We start from the raw sequence: 17,305 nt of genomic DNA, 5'->3' as shown, positions 1-17,305 counted from the left end.
TAGAGACCTATTACTTAGGCGTTCGTAGTAAGCGCTTTAGCGCCACCCATCCTAATTTACATTAGAGACCTATTACGTTGCTCAATCAAGATATCCCCGACCAAATCGACTGAAAACCTTGTCGTCTTAACGTCGCTTCCAGCCTAGAATCAAATACAGTAATCAGACAATAAGTTTCATCTTGTCGCACAGCATAACCCGACGGGCGACTCTGAGTATTTCCACACCAATCCGGACGATTCTTAGCAGTAGTCCGGCAAACACCATGAACAATATCGCGCCACTGGTCTGATTTTCCCCGCCAAATGCTGATAATGCTACCTGGAACAGAAAGCGGATTAGGCAAAAGCGGGAAGCGATACCTTTGCGCCAAATTCCTAATCACATCTTTGAGAGAATCAATTAACTCATTTAACGGTTGCTCAGAGTTCGCTGGCGTGACGGTAAATTCACTCCCCCGAAACCCATTAAACCGTTCCAACTGATGCGGGGGTCTGCGCCAACCGGGACCCATTCCCCCCAAACGACTAGCTAAATCCAGTAATCCACCCACTAAGTCTTGAAACAGGGAATTACAGTTAACAGAAATTCGCCAGGTTTGATGAGCATCTTGGGCGGGAATATTGGTGTAATTATTGCTGGGTATATCTCCAGGACGGGGTTTGACAACCTGCTTCAGGTAACTGGTTAACCTTAATTGAGCCGGACACCCCAATCCCCCAAAAATTATACTCGTCAATTTTTCGGCGCGATCGCGGTTTAATAAATAAAGGGCTAAACGAGTAAAATAACCGCGTAAGTTAGCCCGTAGCACTTGCGGACTCCAACGATATTTGCCTATTTGTTTATCTTGGGGACTGTGGGGTTGAACACCGGGTTTCATTCCAGTTAATTGGAGTTCCCACTGTCCCGATGGTACGGATTTGGCTAAGCGACCAAAACCGGAAGCTGTACCTCGTCCAATCCCTTGTTCTTGTAACATTTCTGTGAGTCGGTTTTCCAGCCAAGATTTTTGTTCAGCCGTGGGATTATCGTGGAGTAAGACTTGCAGACAAAATCTATCGGGACTAGGACGAGGCGGATGGTGAGGGGAAACTTGCCATTGTATCCCTAGTTTGTTGCTTTTTTGATTGAAAACCTGCCACAGTTGTTGCGGATTTAGGGGAAAGGGTTTAAGGTTTTTTAAACGAATACTTTCAAATCGAATCGTTCGCGGTTGCCAGCTTTGGCGATTAGCGGTCAATAGAGTTGACCAAAATTCTTGTTCAGCCGTGGATAAATCCTGCCATTTCACCTGCAGCCAATGCAGGAAAGCGCCTCGAACACTGGAACCCGGAATATAAGGAACACCGCTAATTTGGGCGGGTAATATGCCACCTTCAGGAAAGCGTCCACCTCCGACTTGAATGGGACTGATAACTTGTAGTTTATCTAGACGAATGGTGTAGGTATGGGAGGGGTTGGGTTCAAATGTTCCTTTCCACGCCTGAATAATGTCTTGATTTTCCGGCTTTTCTAGAATGTCAATGGTTTTGGGAGTCCATCCTTTCTCTTCTGTGGGTTCAACGGTGTACCACTGGGGGAGTTCTGTGGGTAAGGGTAGCATGATAGTTGGGGGGTAGCAGGATGATACTTTCTCAACTATAGCTTGGCTCAATGGGTTGTTTAGGGTCTTGTGATAATTGCACAAATTGCGAGGGTTAACCAAAATCGCTGAAATGCCTATTCTTTCGTTGGAAACTTCGCCGCCTTGTCTGGTAAGGGTTCTAGCGATTTTTTTCGGGAGTTGTGGGGGATTTGTGGGGACAAAATCGGTAAGCTTCGCAAACTGCCTCTGGACATTAGGCGGGGTAAGGGTTTTAAATTGAGGGGTCACGACCTCTGTGAGGAGGTAAAGGTGTTGAAACGAAAATGTTTCGTCTGGGCTAAGAATGGCACTGTGAGTCACGACCTCTGTGAGGAGGTAAAGGTGTTGAAACAATTAGTTGTAGATTGATTCTTCTCCCGACGCCACACGCTCGTCACGACCTCTGTGAGGAGGTAAAGGTGTTGAAACTTCAGGAAAGTCTTCAGAGTCCATTACTTGTATTTCGGTCACGACCTCTGTGAGGAGGTAAAGGTGTTGAAACTGGCGTTGATGAAATCGGTCTAGTTGATTTGATTCAGTCACGACCTCTGTGAGGAGGTAAAGGTGTTGAAACTTCTATGTACTTCCCGATAATTGCGTCAATCTCAGAAGTCACGACCTCTGTGAGGAGGTAAAGGTGTTGAAACCGAGCAAAGTCAGCCTTGACGAACATCCGAATGTCGGGTCATAACCTGTTGTTAGGAGGTGAATGTCGCTAATTTGAAAGTTTGTAGTCAGCGCTTCAGCGCTTAAAGCACTAAAGTGCTGACCGCTAATTTAAAAGTTTGTAGTCAGCGCTTCAGCGCTTAAAGCACTAAAGTGCTGACTACGAACCTAGATGATGTCAGTGTTGACAAAGCTTTAGCAATTAAAATCGCGGAACCCTACCAAAAAAGTCCGCCGACGCGGAAATGGAAAAAAATCACGGATTCTGTCTGTGTAGCGGCGGTTACTCAAATGAGATTAGGGAACTCTTAACAGGGAACAGTAAGGGTTTGACGGCGATTTACTTGCACTTGTCGGAGCATACCGTTTTCTTTTGTCCGACTACTTATTGCTCCATCGTCCCCTAAAAAAAGCGCAAAATATCACAAATCCTTCGCTTCTTTGAGGCTGAAATAAATTCTTGTTTATTGTCGATTATTTCCGACCCAATCTACTGCCAATTTAGGCAAGGGCGGATAGTGTTGAAAGGTTATCGCTGCTCTCCTCTCTCTTCTTTCTCGCTCTTTGAAATGGGGAGAAAGAAGGGGAACCATCACATAAAACCGCTTCTAGTATCAGGGAAAAGAACACCCTTTTATCGGGAGCATCCCATTTTGGAAAAGAGAGAAAGTTTATTCGCGATTTTAACTCGCGAATAATAATCGCGAATTAAAAATTGACCTTTCCCGGCTATCTGCCAAAATGGGATGCTCCCCTTTTATCTTTCTTGCTCCCCTCTCCCCTGGTGGGAGAGGGGTTGGGGGTGAGGGGGTTATAGCTTAAGTTAACACGGGCGCACGTCGGTGCGCCCCTACGGTTTCCGGGCGTGTGAGATAAATCAATTAAGTTAGGTATCCCCCGCCACGACATCACCGACGATTAAACCAATCGATGCTATGCAAACGGTTTAGTTAAATGGGAACAATAGCGATCCTCAACAATTTTCGATCTAGAGGACATCTTTACCGCTTTATGGTGCGAGGCTGGGGAAACCACCTCTTTTTCTGGATGAATAGTAATCTGCTTACAAACTAATTGCTGACTTCCGGGACGCACAAACCCCCAGGTATACACTTGGGAATCAGGGGTTGTCGCTGGCGCGGGAGCTAGTCGGATTGTGGTTGATAATACTAGCCCTAAAATAAATAAAACGACAAGTACGGGTTTCCGCATTGGTTTCTCTCAGTTGACTGAGTTCAAATTAATTTTACTCTCTACTCTTTAGTATATCAAAACTATGCATTACTTACATCTTTCTTAACAATTTCTCGGCAGACTTCGCCTCCAGCCGCCAGTACGTGGTGTAGTGGCGTGGCACACCTAATTTGATGAATTAACCCTAGGTCCCGAAAACATAAGAAATTAGGGCTAAAGCCCTTACTACGAACCAAACCTATTCCACGTAGGATGATGGGCGACATTCTATTCAAGCTTCATCATCCCAGTCGTTATACAATGCACATTGGCAAAATTAACACGGGGAATAACTCCCGCTTTGTCAAAGGTAATTGACAAATGTTTAGTTTATGAAACAGGAGAGTTGACTGTGCTACAGGCAGATTGTATTTTGAAAACGCCACCCAATTAGAAACGATGCGTTTTGATCAATTTATTGCTGATACAATAACTGATAAGTCAAGCAATACTATCCGATTTTGGTTGACTCTAAGCCTTCTCGTTGCCACAATTTACAGCACTTTAGCCCTTCAACCCGCCTTCAGCAGCGAGTACGTGGTGCAGGATGATGCGCGACAACACGTCTTCTGGATGCGGCGATTTTTAGACCCAGAGTTATTTCCTGATGATATAATTGCCGATTATTTCCAATCGGTTGCCCCCTTAGGCTATCGCGCCCTGTATCATTTCATGGCAGGGATTGGGATTGATCCGATTGTTTTGAGTAAAGTTTTGCCCCTGGTTTTGGGATTAGTTACCACAGGTTACTGTTTTGGCGTGGCGGTGCAATTGTTACCCATACCTCTGACTGGATTTATTGCATCTGTACTGCTGAATCAAAATCTGTGGATGCAGGATGGGTTGATATCGGGAACTCCCAAAGCGTTTATCTATCCTATCCTGTTGGCGTTTTTGTATTATGGGATGCGCCAATCGCTGATAGGTATGGGAATCGCGATCGCGCTGTTAGGATTATTCTATCCCTCATTGGTGCTAGTCTGCGCGGCGTTTCTGATTTTGCAGTTATGGCGGTTTAACCGGAAATTCCCCTGTTTGTCTCACCATCGCCGCGATTATGTGTTCTGTTTCACGGGTTTGGCGGTGGCGTTTGCGGTGTTATTACCCTACACGATGAGTCTATCAGAATTTGCCCCAGTGATCACGGCGGCACAAGCCAAAGGTTTACCCGATTTCTTATCTCAAGGGCGAACCCGATTTTTTGTCAACGACGCTTGGTCATTCTGGTTTAATGGACGCAGTGGTATCCGCATTGATACCGCTTTAGCACCGCCTCTGAGTTATTTGGGGTTGCTATTACCCGTTATGCTACGCTTTCCCTCTCGTTTCCCCCTCGCCAAGCAGGTAACTGGGAAGATGGGAGTCTTAGGCAAGTTCTTAGTCGCGTCAGCTATTTTATTTTTAGCCGCCCATGCCCTGCTGTTCAAACTGCACCTACCCAGCCGTTATACTCAGCATAGCCTGCGGATTGCGATCGCGCTGGCGGCGGCAATCGTTATCACCCTAATCCTAGACGCGGTTTTCGCCTGTAGAGACGCGCCATGGCGCGTCTCTACGGTTAAATTGGGATCAGTTTTGGCATTAGCTTTAACCAGTTTAATCGGAATTACCTTAATAGGATATCCTCACTTGGTTCTGGATACGTTTCCCTGGACGGCTTATATTGGTGGCAATGTGCCGACGTTATATGAGTTTTTTCAACAGCAACCCAAAGACAGTAAAATTGCCTCCTTAGTGGAAGAAGCGAATAATTTACCCACCTTTGCTCAACGGTCAATTTTAGTTGGTCGCGAATATGCAATTCCTTATCATTGGGGCTATTATCGCCAATTTCGCCAACGGATGTCGGATTTAATTGAAGCACAATATAGTCCAGATTTGGCGATTGTCCAGGAGTTTATCCAAAAGTATGGGATTGATTTTTGGCTGCTACCGACTACACCGTTAACAGCCGAATCGATTGCCAATGATTCTTGGTTGATGCAGTACCAACCTGCGGCAAATCAAGCCATCGCTCAACTTAAAGCTGGGAAACAACCTGTTTTGGCATCGTTGAGAACTGATTGTGCGGTTTGGGAAACGCCGGGATTGATGGTTTTAGAGGCAGAGTGTATTTTACCAAAGCACCATTCAAGTAAGTGAGGTACACAAGACAGATCCCCGACTTCGTAGGAGTTGTCGGGGATCTTGCTTGAGGCTGTACCTCATCGTCTGGAGTTGTTCACTAGACGAAGCGGGTCGTCCCTAGAGGATATTTCGTCTCCTTACCGGGATAGCGTCGCTTCCTGTGCCACATCCCCTAAGTTAAACAGGAATGGCACACTACTATTGGAATCACCGCTCATGACCAAAACTTTCGGCATTTGTGCCCCACCTTGTTTCCAGGCTTCGATCGCTTCTTTTTGCAGAACCAATGGTCCACCTTGCTCTCTCAGGGTTTCCGCTAATAGTCGTTGGGCTTCGGCTCTACCCTTGGCGCGATTAATGTCCGCTTGGGCTTGTTGTTCGGCTTCCCGGGCAACGTAAACAGCACGTTGCGCCCGTTGTTCAGCGATTTGTTTTTCCTCAACCGCCCTGGAGAACTCTGGGGAGAAGTTTAGGTCAACCACGCTGGTATCCAGGACGATGATGCCATACTTTTCCAACCGTTCATTCAAAGCATTATCAAAGTCCTGCTTCAGTTCAGTCCGTTTGGTGATCGCTTCTTCTACCGTTCGCCGAGCCGCTGCAACTTTGAACGATTCCTGCGTCTGGGGGGCGATAATTTTGGAGACGATATTCTGTAATGTGCCTTGTGTGCGTCGGATCGTAACCACCTGTGTGGGATCAAGGCGGAAGTTGATCGCGAAGCTAGCCGATAGATCCTGAAGATCCTTGGTGGAACTCTGGGCGGGAACTTCAAATTTCTGCACAGTCACATCATATACGTCCACCACTGAAACCAAAGGGGGTTTAATGTGGATTCCCTCTAGTAAGGCTCCATCTCTGGCTTTACCCAAGATGCTGATTACCCCGGCTTGACCTGGGTTGATGATCACAAAGGAGCTAAAGCTAAGGAGAATCAAGGCTGCTGCGATAATCCCTCCCACTAAAGCTTGCCAATTCTGTGAATTCTGATACTTCAACGTTTACTCTCCTTACTCAAACGCCATTGGCGACTCTTTACAGCCTACCAATGTTCAGACTCAATTGCGGCGATAAAGGAAAAGATGAGCAAAACCAGCCCGGATGTAGAGACGTTGCATGCAACGTCTCTACATCCCCATATTCCTCATTTCCATCTGTTGTCTGTTCGCCAATCTTATACAGATACAGGCGTTTGCAGGTGGGTAACAAAGTTCGATAGAATTTGTAAGCCTGCCGTGGACGACTTTTCAGGATGGAACTGAACCGCCATCATATTATCCCGCGCGATCGCCGCCGTGACTTGTTGTGACCCATGTGTTACTGTAGCGGCGCGAATCGTCGGATCAACGGGGTCAACGTAGTAGGAATGGACAAAATAAACTTGGGGATTTTCTGATAACTGCATCCACAAGGGACAATCCGGTTGAGTGAACTCCAAGTGGTTCCACCCCATCTGCGGAATGCGGATATCCGGTTCTGGCTGAAATCGCCGTACTTTTCCAGGGATAATCCCTAATCCGGGTTCTTTTCCTTCTTCTGAACCCTCAAATAGAATTTGTAACCCCAAACAGATACCCAGGAACGGTTTACCACTAGCAATTACCCGTTTAATCGGTTCATCGAGTCCGCGCGATCGCAAATGCTGTACCGCCGGATCAAAGGAACCGACTCCCGGTAGTACCACTGCATCCGCCTGTTCAATCTCAGCCGCGACATCCGTTATCTTGGTTGTTGCACCTGCATTCTCCAACCCTTTACAAGCCGAGTGCAAGTTACCCATATCGTAATCAACCACCGCAATGATTGGCATGAACCGATTCCTCATTATTTTTATGGTTCAATCTATATTTTAATGAGTTCCTTGCTTAATCTATAAATGCCAACAACCATCCTTTTGACTTCCTTTCAAACCTGGTTACCTGATCAGAAATCCAATGCGTCCGATGATTTACTCCTCAAACTCCAAGCTGAGAATGACCCCTTCCCCGATCAAGCCCTATCTTTAACCTTCCTGAGACAGCTACCCGTGGACGTATTTCCCGCCAGTGATTTAGCGATCGCGAAAATTAAACACCTGCAACCGGATGTGGTAATCTGTTGCGGTATGGCTGAATCCCGTTCCCGATTAACTGTAGAAGCTGGGGCAACCCCTCGATATGTTGTTGCTCAATTTTATTGGTTTATTTACTATATAGTGCTTCAGAAAATCTTTCGCTTTCAAGGGTTGTCCTATTTTCTTTCCGCCTTACTTGGCAATAAGACAAACGTCGAAACTCACTTCCTCAACACCTCTGTAGACTTAGAGGAACTATTAGAGGGATTAACCGAAACTGAGATGAGTTACGACGCAGGTAAATTTGTCTGTGAAGGACTCTATTATCAAGTATTAAGCTATTTGCGCGATTATGCCCCGACAACTGGTTGTATCTTTGTCCACGTTCCTGTATTAACGACCGAAAATATATCCACAATTATGACAGATTTTCGCCTAATTCTTTCCAGACTAGCAGTTTGGGCAACCATTCAACGCCAAAACCAAATAAGAGACATAACTACTGCTGCTTAGAGACAAAGACAACATAGATTCCTTCTCGTTTCAATAGAGGGCGACCCGAGCAAATTGAGTGGACTCCAGTTGTTAATTGATGCAAGCGGGTCGCCCCTACACAAGAACCACAGGTGTTTCGTCTCTTGCATCTCGCGTCCTTTCGATAACCATTTATATAGCAATTTCCGGTTTGATGCGATACATCGTTAAGGGCGCAAGCTTTGCACCCCTACATTGCCCCTACATTTAGGTGTACCTCATACGTTGGGAAAGCGCTATAATCCCTGTAGGGGCGTAGTCGCCGGACTAGCGTTAAAGGGAAAACTGACTAATTTTCTTGACTCGCCCTCATCTTCAATTAATCTGCACAAAAAGGGGCTACTACCTGTTTGAGTTAGCCGCCGGTGGACTTGGACGAAAACTGATAATTAACAAACAGATAATCCCTAGATTAATAAAAACATCAGCAAAATTAAACACTGGAAAAGGGGCGAGTTGAATATGACGAAAATTGACTAACACAGGAAACTTGACAATCGGAAAATCCAGAAAATCAACCACACAGGTTAACTCTTTTCCATTAACGATACAATCATTAAAAAAGCGGTCAATTCCATTCCCCAATGCGCCCCCTAAAATAAACCCATAGCCTAACTGCTCAATCGGTTTCAGCCGAGAACCAAACCATGCCAAACCCATTAAACCCAAACTCACCGCTAGTGATAGCCAGCGCAGCCAAACTCCGCCCTGCTCAAACAAACTAAATGCCGCTCCGGAATTGAGTACATAGGTTAAGTGAAAAATATCGGGAATCAGAGGCAAACTTTCGGATAAGGCAAAATTTTGTACCACTAAATATTTAGTTAATTGATCCACAATTAAACTAACAGCGGCAATTACCCAGAAGTAGCGATTTTTTCTAAAAGGCATGGTTATAGTTAGGAATGGAAAAATTCTGATCCTTCGCGACTCTCGATGAAACCTGGTTTGTCGGGGCGGGTTTAGGGACTGTCGCGCCAGCTATTGATGATAATGTTTTTTCAAAACCCGCCCTGACTAAATTTTGAATGAAAGAATTACTTGACAAATGACCAATGACCAATGACCAATGACTAATAAAACAATAAATGCCGTAGGGTATACGCCACAACCGTAACCGCACAAACAATGGCTAACTGTCCTGGTAAAGGATAAATCGAGTATTTCAACATGGCATCCATCAACGATAAACCATTCCTACTTGTCATATTCAAAATAAGATGAAAAATCGTTAAATAGCCTATCCCATAAATATGAATCGTGAATAAGCCGCATATACAGCTAAACCCTAGCGATTCTAATCGTAAGGGCAGACGAAACGCCAAAAAACCACAAACCCAGGCTCCCGCGATAAATCCTAATAAATAACCAAACATGGGTTTTATTACATAGCTTAACCCCCCGCCTTGGTCAAAGACGGGTAAAATTAAGCCTAAAACCACATAAGCAATTTGAGACAGAACCCCTGCATTTTTTCCGCCTAAACACCCAACAAGTAGAACCGCCCCAATTTGACAGGTAACGCCTAAGGAAATGGGCTGAATTCCTTGGCTTGACCAATCCCAGGGCGGATTTGTCACGAAGGCTTCTAAAAAGGTGCCACCGATAGTCAGTAATAAGCCAATTAAAGCCCAAACGAGTTCATGGGGAGCAGACACTTTTACGCGAATCGTTCTTAACTCCCCCTCTATACTTGCTGGGATTGATGCTCTCCGGGAAGCGGTGCTTCGCCTCCGGTTAATCCTAATGACTCCAACATGGCATGATCCTGTTCTGGCGACTGTCCTAAAGTGGTTAGGTAATGACCAATTAACATAGCATTAATCCCGGCTTTCAATCCAAGGGCTTGGAGTTCACCCATCACCGCTTCTCGTCCGCCAGCATAGCGAATGATTTGTTCAGGTAAAATCAGCCGGAAAATCGCGATCGCCTTTAGTGCTTCGTAGGGATCAAGTTTTGTCTGTTCTCCCAAGGGCGTTCCTTGACGGGGATTCAGCAAGTTTAGGGGGACGGATTCCACCTCTAATTCCCGCAAGGCTAAGGCTAAATCCACCCGATCCTCCCAGGTTTCCCCCATTCCCAAAATGCCACCCGTACAAGCTTGAATTCCCGCCGCTTTCAGGTGCTTAATCGTCTCGACGCGATCGCGCCAACGGTGAGTGGTGACGATTTCTGGGAAAAAGTTCTCCGATGCCTCTAAGTTATGGTTATAGCGGGTGACTCCGGCTTCCTTGAGTGCCTGTGCCTGTTCCGGTGTCACTTCGCCTAAAGCACAACAGGGTTTAATCCCGGTTTCGCTAATAATACGCTGGACAGTTTGGAGAATTTGCTCAAATTCTGGGGATTTGGGGGACTGATATTTGGGTCCACGCCCTTGACTCACCAGACAAAAGCGTTTTGCCCCTGCTGCATCTGCTGCTTTCGCTTGTGCTAGTATCTCCTCTGGGGATTTGAGTCCGTATATGGGAGAATCCTTTCCCGGATGATGGGCAGACTGGGCGCAAAAACCGCAGTTTTCTGAGCAGCTACCGGATTTAATGTTCACGATACTGCATAAATCTACGGTGTTGCCACAGCAGGCTTGGCGCACTTGATCGGCGGCTTCACACAGGAGCAGAATATTATCCTGTCCCTCTAGGAGCGTCAGTTTCAGCGCTTCCTCTCGATTGATGCGATCGCCTGCTATAATCCTTTGGGCGAGAGAGTTGAGCCAGTCTCGCACTGAGGTTGATCCGGAGGCTGGGGAATTCGCCGCATCCGGATAGAGTGAATTGTCAGACTGTCGTAATGGCGTTTGAACCATCATAATTGCGGCAAGGGGGCGGACGTCTGTACCTGAACGGTCAGCGTCTGGGGAATTGCCGCCAACAAATAAATCAAGATGCATATTCATAGCCGTCAGCCTTTTAAATATTTCGGATACTCTCATTACTGGTAAAGTTTGCCTCGACGATGTTAAGACTCGGTACTTTCTGAGTAACACTGGCTTTTCCGAATGACCTGTTTAATTACCCAGTTGTAGAGCTTGGAACTGGCACGCATCCCAAGGTACGAACTTTAACTCTTAGTCTTAACGGCTGCTCTGTTCAGCTCCGCTCACGCCCGCGACTTGTATCGAGCGAAGCCGAGATAAGTCGAGGTGAGCCGTCTGGTCAACAGACCTTATTCAAGCCCACACCATACCCGATAAGGCTTGGTGTGCGGTAGTTGACGCTTAGACCCTCGCTTTGCACTTCGACGGCTTGGTCGTGATGTCACAACCGATAGAACCGCAACTTAACACTATACCTTATAGTCGGCATTCTGCACCAGCTTAGGGCGACGCTATGGATGTTTAGGCAAAAGACAAAACAGGAAACTCCGATAATTTTTCTATCGGCTGGCGACTTGATTCATTTGGAATAAGTGAACGAGTCTATGATTCAATAACAGGAAATTCTTATTGAAACTTTACAATACATTTATCTATCTGCTGAGTTGAAAATAAAGTTTTGGCAACTCCGTGACATTTAATTGGAATTTGTTAACCTTCTCTTTACGAATGAGGGGTATCCTGCAAGAGACTTCCCATAGTGTAACTGTCTTTGAGGCTTAGTCAAATGGTGTTCCGTCTCGCTTTCATCAATCCGACTCCTATAGTCCGCTCCGTTTCAGTACTGGCTCTAGCCGTTAGCCTAGCGGCATGCGGTGGGAATCAAGGAACTGACACGACAGGTGCAGACACCGATCAATCTGACATGGGTGCGGGTGGCGACAAACTTGCCCTCGCGAACAATGTTGCCCTCACCGGTGCTGGTGCATCTTTCCCCGCCCCGATCTATCAGCGTTGGTTCCAAGACATCAATAGTAAATATCCGAAACTGCGAGTCAACTATCAATCTGTCGGTAGTGGCGCTGGCGTGGAACAGTTTACTCAAGAAACGGTAGACTTCGGCGCTAGTGACGTTGCCATAAGTGATGAAGAAATCGCGCAAGTTGATAGAGGCGTTCTGATGCTGCCGATAACGGCTGGCAGTATCGTACTGGCATACAACCTGGAAGGAGTAGAAGACCTGAAACTGCCACGGGATGTCTATGTGGATATTTTACTCGGTGAAATTACCAACTGGAATGACCCGGCAATTGCGGAGGCAAACGAGGGTGTAGATTTGCCCGATCAGCAGATTAGTGTGATTCACCGTTCCGACGGTAGTGGTACTACAGGTGTCTTTACAAAACATCTGAGTGCGATTAGTCCGGAGTGGGAAGAGCAAGTTGGGGAAGGCAAAACCGTCGATTGGCCCACCGGGATTGGCGCAAAGGGAAATGAAGGGGTTACGGCTCAGATTCAACAAACCAATGGTGCGATCGGCTATATTGAATACGGCTACGCCAAGCAGAATGATCTCAACTATGCTGCCTTGGAGAACCAAGCGGGGAATTTTGTCAATCCCAGTGATGAATCGGCGTCCAAAACCTTAGAAGCTGTGACTTTGCCAGAAAACCTGCGGGCATTTATTTCCGATCCCGAAGGCGAAGACTCTTATCCCATTGTTAGCTATACTTGGCTTTTGGCTTACGAGGAATATGATGATCCTCAGACGGCTAAAGCCTTGGAAGCCACGATTGAATATGCGTTGACTGAAGGTCAAGAAATTGCCCCAGAGTTAGGGTATGTGAAGCTGCCGCCAAATGTGAGGGAAAAAGTGGCAGAAGCGGCTGATCAGATTAGCCCAGATTATGATATTGAGGTTAGTCAGTAAAAGAGGGAGATAGGGGAGTTTTCTGGTTAATTCAAAATTACCCCATTCGCTCAGGGCGGGCGCGAGTCGCATCGGAGTAAACCCGAAACGATAACAGTGAAACCCGCCCCTACCTAAAACCAGGTTCCCTCGATGGTCGTGAAGGGTCTTCCTCACCTTCTTAAGATACTAGGTTTGACTTGTTCGCTGGTATCCTTGAATTCTTAAAGTCGGTTCACTTGATACAATTATGACCACACAAGCTGAGTCCAATTCAGCAGTAATCCCCGAAAGATCTGGCGGTGAAAAAACGGCGGATCGGGGGTTTGTCTGGCTGGCTCTGATCATGGCGCTGTCAGTTGCCGGAATTTTAATCTTCATCGGGATTGGAGTGGGCAGAGAAGCCTTGCCAGCGATGCGGGAATTTGGTCTGAATTTTCTGGTCAACAGCGCCTGGAATCCCGTCAAACAAGAATATGGGGCGCTACCCATGATCTACGGGACACTGGTGAGTTCCGCGATCGCATTACTATTTGCTGTACCTTTGGGAATTGGCACGGCTGTGTTTTTGAGCGAAAACTTTCTGCCCAAATCAGCGCGGATGACCCTCGTGTTTATGGTGGAACTATTAGCGGCGATTCCTAGTGTGGTTTACGGGTTATGGGGCATTTATGTTTTAGTGCCAATCCTGTTACCCCTTGAGCAGTGGCTACATAACAACTTCGGCTGGATTCCCCTGTTTGGTACAGAACCCACGCGAGTAGGGATGTTTCCTGCGGGTATTATTTTAACGATTATGATTTTGCCGATTATCACGGCAATTTCTCGTGATTCCCTGGCGTCTCTACCTCCAGATCTGCGACAAGCCTCTCTGGGATTGGGAGCCACCCGCTGGCAATCCATCTTCCGGGTGCTGATTCCGGCTGCATTTTCGGGCATTGTTGGTGGCGTAATGTTAGGGCTGGGTCGAGCAATGGGAGAAACCATGGCAGTGACTTTGCTGATTGGTAATGCTAATCAACTGAATTTTTCTCTCCTCGCCCCAGCCAATACTATTGCCTCCCTATTGGCTAACCAATTTGCCGAAGCCTCGGGTTTGCAGGTGGCGGCTTTAATGTATGCCGGATTTGTACTATTTGTCTTAACCCTGATTGTGAACATTCTGGCGGAGTTGGTTGTGCGCCAAGTTAAGAAGTTTTAGGGATAGGGGTTGTTCCAGACATAGCATGCTACGTATCTACCTCAGGGCGGGTTTGGTACAAACCTTACCATCAATAGCCAAGGCTAAAATCCCTAAACCCGCCCCGAAAAACCAGGCTCCCTGGAGCGAAGCCAAGGGTAAAAACGTCAAAACTGAAGAAATTTATGTCAGAGAATCGCCAAGATAAACAAGCTGAAGACTTTCCCACTCACAGTTTTACCCGTTCATACACGAGTGGGCGATCGCTATTTGGGATCATAATGACCATCTTAGCCGGAGCTTGCCTAGTTATTGCCCTAATCCCGTTGTTTGCGGTGATTATATATGTGATAATTAAAGGATTGAATCGGCTGAACTTGGACTTATTTACGGGTTTACCCCCGTCTGCCGGTTTATCAGGTGGCGGCGTTGGTAATGCCATTGTCGGTACGTTGATTTTGGTCGGAATTGGGGCGCTGATTAGTGTTCCCATTGGTGTTTTAGCCGCCGTTTATCTGTCAGAATTTAGTTCAGGTCCAATTGCTCGCTGGATTCGCTTTGCCACTAACGTCTTGAGTGGTGTTCCTTCAATTATTGCCGGGATATTTGCTTACGGGATTATCGTAATTGGAGCTGGGTTCGTCCCCTGTTCAGGCAGTTTCTCGGCATTTGCTGGCGGCGTATCACTAGCAGTACTGATGCTACCGATTATCGTTAGAACCACAGATGAAGCCCTGCAAATCGTGCCTCAGGATGTACGCTGGGCGTCTGTAGGTGTGGGAGCTTCAGAATATCAAACGGTATTGAGAGTGGTTCTTCCCGCCGCTTTACCCGCAATCATCACCGGAACCACATTGGCAGTTGCTCGCGCCGCTGGCGAAACAGCCCCGCTAATTTTCACGGCTCTATTCACCTTCTTCTGGCCCTCAGGACTATGTCAACCGACTCCCTCCCTAGCCGTGTTAGTTTTCAATTTTGCCACCTCGCCTTTTTTAGCTCAGCAAGAATTAGCCTGGGCTGCTTCTTTACTCATGGTGGCTTTGGTCTTATTAACCAGTGTTCTCTCTCGCTGGGCAACCCGGAAAAGCATTTATTGAGTTATGAGTTATGAATTATCAAATTAACCGACCTATATAGAATGGGAGATGAAGGTTCAAAGTCTAAACCTTAAAATCCAGTTATCGTAGCCGGATGTCACATCAAAATTCAGGGGGAATTATTATGGAATCTAATCAAAAAGTTGCCAGTACGAATCAAGGTAATGAGCAATCAACGGAAACGGTTTTACGCACGGAGAACCTAGATATTTACTATGGAAGTTTCTTAGCGGTTAAAGGGGTGTCTATGGCAATTCCCAAAAACCGGATTACGGCTCTGATTGGTCCTTCGGGTTGTGGTAAAAGTACCTTGATCCGTTGCTTTAACCGTCTCAATGATTTAATTGAGTCATTTCACATTGAGGGTAAGGTTTATTATCGCCAGAAAGACCTTTATGACAAAAGTGTTGATCCGGTAGAGGTACGGCGGCGGATTGGGATGGTGTTCCAAAAACCCAACCCATTCCCCAAATCAATTTATGACAATATTGCTTATGGTGCTAGGGTAAATAACTATAAAGGTAATCTAGATGAGTTGGTGGAAAGTTCCCTACGCGCTGCCGCCTTATGGGATGAGGTCAAAGATAAGCTGAAAACCAACGGGATGTCCCTATCTGGGGGACAACAGCAACGGTTGTGTATTGCCCGTGCGATCGCGATTAACCCGGATGTGGTATTAATGGACGAACCTTGTGCGTCTCTTGACCCAATTTCCACCCTGAAAGTTGAAGACTTAATGCACGAACTGAAACAAAAGTACAGTATTGTGATTGTGACACACAATATGCAGCAAGCCACAAGGGTTGCCGATATGACCGCCTTCTTTAATGCTAAAGCCACAGAAAAGGGTGGAAAACAGGGGTATTTAGTCGAGTACGACGAAACCGAAAATATCTTCCAAAATCCCCAAGAGGAAACCACGAGAGACTATGTAAGCGGACGATTCGGTTAAGTTTGATCCTCCCCAACAAATCCTTGCTTCATCCCACGGATATATAGTTCCAGATGGGATTGAATCCACTGGGCAGTTTCAGGATACCCTAATTCAATGGCTTTTTGTTCTGCCGCTAACCAACTAGACAAAGCCGTTTTATTGACAGCTTGAATGGCTTCTAATCCTTGCATCACCGGATGGGGTACAGCAATGGGAGCAGTTGCTTCCTTGAGAAAATCAATCCCTGATGGCAAAACAACCTGATTATTTTCAACCCGAATCACTCCCTGATCCGTGGGATCTTCGCCTTGCCAGTTGACTTCACCCTGCAACCGATACCCCCAAGGTTGGAGGAAATGAAGGATCAAATATTGTAACCAAGCGATGTAATGATAAAACTTTTCACCGCCGTTCCATTGAATTCCACTGCCATCAGAGGTGGGAATCCACTGACACCATAAGCCGGGTTGATTAGAGGGGGATTTATTATAGTCAACCACTGAAATCTCATCGTGGTCTTCATCCCATTGTTGATTAACAAAATAGCCGCCATCCTTGCCTAAGGGTAATCCGACGGCAACTCTGGCGGGGTCAGGAGCATTTTGCAGTACGGTGACATCCCGCTTAACCCGCCGTGTATTAGCGAACGCCAGTAAATAGAGAACTTGGCTATCCCATAATCGTTGGTCAAGGCTAAAGATTCCCTCGAAGTAGGTGGTATAACCCATGGTGCTGCTTCACTTGTTTTCTGAAGGATGACGATGTTCAACCTTGTCAATCAAGTCCTCCGCCATCTCCACCGCCATCAGGATCAGTTTTTGTTCTAGCTGTCCTTGGTGTCCCTCATCACTGATTGTGGTGTAAATATGAGGATTAGCCAGCATCCCTGCGAGTAATTGGGATGCTATTTGTTTAACGTCGTTCGTTTTTGAATCCATTGTTAACACCTCTGGAGTACAGCGAGTATTGCAGCAATCTTAGTCAATCGGCAAGAGGAGAGGAACAGAGGAAGTCAATCTCCTCCACCTTACCAATCCGGTCTTTGTGCAAAGGATACGATATTTTCAGGGGTTTGGTAACCGGGTTTGGTAACCGGGTTTGGTAACCGGGTTTGGTAACCGGGTTTGGTAACC

General features: G+C 46.5%; 16 protein-coding genes and 1 CRISPR repeat array. Of the genes, 7 read left to right on the top strand and 9 right to left on the bottom strand.

What is annotated here, in order from left to right; translation table 11 throughout:
• Positions 1-85: 85 nt before the first annotated feature.
• On the bottom strand, positions 86-1,606 hold the full coding sequence (locus ACLFWI_RS11805) for an RAMP superfamily CRISPR-associated protein (RefSeq protein WP_446413103.1): 1,521 nt from the start codon (positions 1,604-1,606) through the stop codon (positions 86-88).
• A gap of 265 nt (positions 1,607-1,871) precedes the next feature.
• Positions 1,872-2,274: a CRISPR direct-repeat array (repeat unit 36 nt; unit sequence GTCACGACCTCTGTGAGGAGGTAAAGGTGTTGAAAC).
• 952 nt (positions 2,275-3,226) lie between these two features.
• Positions 3,227-3,505: a hypothetical protein gene (locus ACLFWI_RS11800; RefSeq protein ID WP_446408060.1), complete on the bottom strand. Its 279-nt coding sequence runs from the start codon at positions 3,503-3,505 to the stop codon at positions 3,227-3,229.
• 420 nt (positions 3,506-3,925) lie between these two features.
• Here ACLFWI_RS11800 and ACLFWI_RS11795 point away from each other — a divergent pair, with 420 nt between their 5' ends.
• Positions 3,926-5,668: a hypothetical protein gene (locus ACLFWI_RS11795; RefSeq protein WP_446413102.1), complete on the top strand. Its 1,743-nt coding sequence runs from the start codon at positions 3,926-3,928 to the stop codon at positions 5,666-5,668.
• Between the two features lie 122 nt (positions 5,669-5,790).
• Here ACLFWI_RS11795 and ACLFWI_RS11790 read toward each other — a convergent pair whose 3' ends face one another.
• Positions 5,791-6,651: a prohibitin family protein gene (locus ACLFWI_RS11790; protein ID WP_446408058.1), complete on the bottom strand. Its 861-nt coding sequence runs from the start codon at positions 6,649-6,651 to the stop codon at positions 5,791-5,793.
• Positions 6,652-6,827: 176 nt separating this feature from the next.
• Entirely contained in the window at positions 6,828-7,463 is a 636-nt protein-coding gene (gene hisH / locus ACLFWI_RS11785) for an imidazole glycerol phosphate synthase subunit HisH (RefSeq protein ID WP_446408057.1), read from the bottom strand.
• A gap of 66 nt (positions 7,464-7,529) precedes the next feature.
• Here hisH and ACLFWI_RS11780 point away from each other — a divergent pair, with 66 nt between their 5' ends.
• Positions 7,530-8,219, top strand: a complete 690-nt coding sequence (locus ACLFWI_RS11780) for a peptidase C15 (RefSeq protein ID WP_446413101.1) — start codon at positions 7,530-7,532, stop codon at positions 8,217-8,219.
• A 363-nt stretch (positions 8,220-8,582) separates the two neighbouring features.
• Here the strand turns inward: ACLFWI_RS11780 and lspA are convergent, their stop codons facing one another.
• The 3 genes from lspA to bioB form a co-directional block, all read right to left on the bottom strand.
• Positions 8,583-9,131: a signal peptidase II gene (lspA, locus tag ACLFWI_RS11775; RefSeq protein ID WP_446408055.1), complete on the bottom strand. Its 549-nt coding sequence runs from the start codon at positions 9,129-9,131 to the stop codon at positions 8,583-8,585.
• A 182-nt stretch (positions 9,132-9,313) separates the two neighbouring features.
• On the bottom strand, positions 9,314-9,898 hold the full coding sequence (locus ACLFWI_RS11770) for a biotin transporter BioY (protein ID WP_446408054.1): 585 nt from the start codon (positions 9,896-9,898) through the stop codon (positions 9,314-9,316).
• Positions 9,899-9,927: 29 nt separating this feature from the next.
• The gene (gene bioB / locus ACLFWI_RS11765; RefSeq protein ID WP_446413100.1) at positions 9,928-11,133 is read right to left on the bottom strand and encodes a biotin synthase BioB; all 1,206 of its coding nucleotides are present in this window, start codon (positions 11,131-11,133) and stop codon (positions 9,928-9,930) included.
• Positions 11,134-11,839: 706 nt separating this feature from the next.
• Here bioB and pstS point away from each other — a divergent pair.
• The 5 genes from pstS (at position 11,840) to pstB (ending at position 16,190) form a co-directional block, all read left to right on the top strand.
• Positions 11,840-12,982, top strand: coding sequence for a phosphate ABC transporter substrate-binding protein PstS (pstS, locus tag ACLFWI_RS11760; protein WP_446408052.1), 1,143 nt, complete (start codon positions 11,840-11,842; stop codon positions 12,980-12,982).
• Between the two features lie 229 nt (positions 12,983-13,211).
• The gene (pstC, locus tag ACLFWI_RS11755; RefSeq protein ID WP_446408051.1) at positions 13,212-14,162 is read left to right on the top strand and encodes a phosphate ABC transporter permease subunit PstC; all 951 of its coding nucleotides are present in this window, start codon (positions 13,212-13,214) and stop codon (positions 14,160-14,162) included.
• Between the two features lie 25 nt (positions 14,163-14,187).
• Positions 14,188-14,349 carry a hypothetical protein gene (locus ACLFWI_RS11750; RefSeq protein ID WP_446413099.1) on the top strand — a complete coding sequence of 54 codons (162 nt, stop codon included), beginning with the start codon at positions 14,188-14,190 and terminating at the stop codon, positions 14,347-14,349.
• Entirely contained in the window at positions 14,327-15,238 is a 912-nt protein-coding gene (gene pstA / locus ACLFWI_RS11745; protein WP_446408050.1) for a phosphate ABC transporter permease PstA, read from the top strand. The genes ACLFWI_RS11750 and pstA overlap by 23 nt, the downstream gene beginning before the upstream one ends.
• A gap of 124 nt (positions 15,239-15,362) precedes the next feature.
• Complete coding sequence (gene pstB / locus ACLFWI_RS11740; RefSeq protein ID WP_446408049.1) at positions 15,363-16,190, top strand: phosphate ABC transporter ATP-binding protein PstB; 828 nt, start codon at positions 15,363-15,365, stop codon at positions 16,188-16,190.
• Here pstB and ACLFWI_RS11735 read toward each other — a convergent pair.
• A complete protein-coding gene (locus tag ACLFWI_RS11735) occupies positions 16,187-16,900 on the bottom strand; it encodes a hypothetical protein (RefSeq protein ID WP_446413098.1) in 714 nt (237 codons plus the stop codon). The two genes, pstB and ACLFWI_RS11735, sit on opposite strands and share 4 nt — an antisense overlap.
• 9 nt (positions 16,901-16,909) lie before the next feature.
• Complete coding sequence (locus tag ACLFWI_RS11730; RefSeq protein WP_446413097.1) at positions 16,910-17,110, bottom strand: hypothetical protein; 201 nt, start codon at positions 17,108-17,110, stop codon at positions 16,910-16,912.
• Between the last annotated feature and the right edge of the window lie 195 nt (positions 17,111-17,305).

It is taken from the genome of Coleofasciculus sp., from assembly GCF_046539235.1.
GTDB lineage: Bacteria > Cyanobacteriota > Cyanobacteriia > Cyanobacteriales > Coleofasciculaceae > Coleofasciculus.
This window is presented reverse-complemented; position numbering and strand designations above follow the sequence as displayed.

Bases quoted from the DNA above. Each gene is read 5' to 3' on its own strand.
- ACLFWI_RS11805 (WP_446413103.1), bottom strand. From the start codon at position 1,606: ATGCTACCCTTACCCACAGAACTCCCCCAGTGGTACACCGTTGAACCC.
- ACLFWI_RS11800 (WP_446408060.1), bottom strand. From the start codon at position 3,505: ATGCGGAAACCCGTACTTGTCGTTTTATTTATTTTAGGGCTAGTATTA.
- ACLFWI_RS11795 (WP_446413102.1), top strand. From the start codon at position 3,926: ATGCGTTTTGATCAATTTATTGCTGATACAATAACTGATAAGTCAAGC.
- hisH (WP_446408057.1), bottom strand. From the start codon at position 7,463: ATGCCAATCATTGCGGTGGTTGATTACGATATGGGTAACTTGCACTCG.
- ACLFWI_RS11780 (WP_446413101.1), top strand. From the start codon at position 7,530: ATGCCAACAACCATCCTTTTGACTTCCTTTCAAACCTGGTTACCTGAT.
- lspA (WP_446408055.1), bottom strand. From the start codon at position 9,131: ATGCCTTTTAGAAAAAATCGCTACTTCTGGGTAATTGCCGCTGTTAGT.
- bioB (WP_446413100.1), bottom strand. From the start codon at position 11,133: ATGAATATGCATCTTGATTTATTTGTTGGCGGCAATTCCCCAGACGCT.
- pstS (WP_446408052.1), top strand. From the start codon at position 11,840: ATGGTGTTCCGTCTCGCTTTCATCAATCCGACTCCTATAGTCCGCTCC.
- pstC (WP_446408051.1), top strand. From the start codon at position 13,212: ATGACCACACAAGCTGAGTCCAATTCAGCAGTAATCCCCGAAAGATCT.
- ACLFWI_RS11750 (WP_446413099.1), top strand. From the start codon at position 14,188: ATGCTACGTATCTACCTCAGGGCGGGTTTGGTACAAACCTTACCATCA.
- pstA (WP_446408050.1), top strand. From the start codon at position 14,327: ATGTCAGAGAATCGCCAAGATAAACAAGCTGAAGACTTTCCCACTCAC.
- pstB (WP_446408049.1), top strand. From the start codon at position 15,363: ATGGAATCTAATCAAAAAGTTGCCAGTACGAATCAAGGTAATGAGCAA.
- ACLFWI_RS11735 (WP_446413098.1), bottom strand. From the start codon at position 16,900: ATGGGTTATACCACCTACTTCGAGGGAATCTTTAGCCTTGACCAACGA.
- ACLFWI_RS11730 (WP_446413097.1), bottom strand. From the start codon at position 17,110: ATGGATTCAAAAACGAACGACGTTAAACAAATAGCATCCCAATTACTC.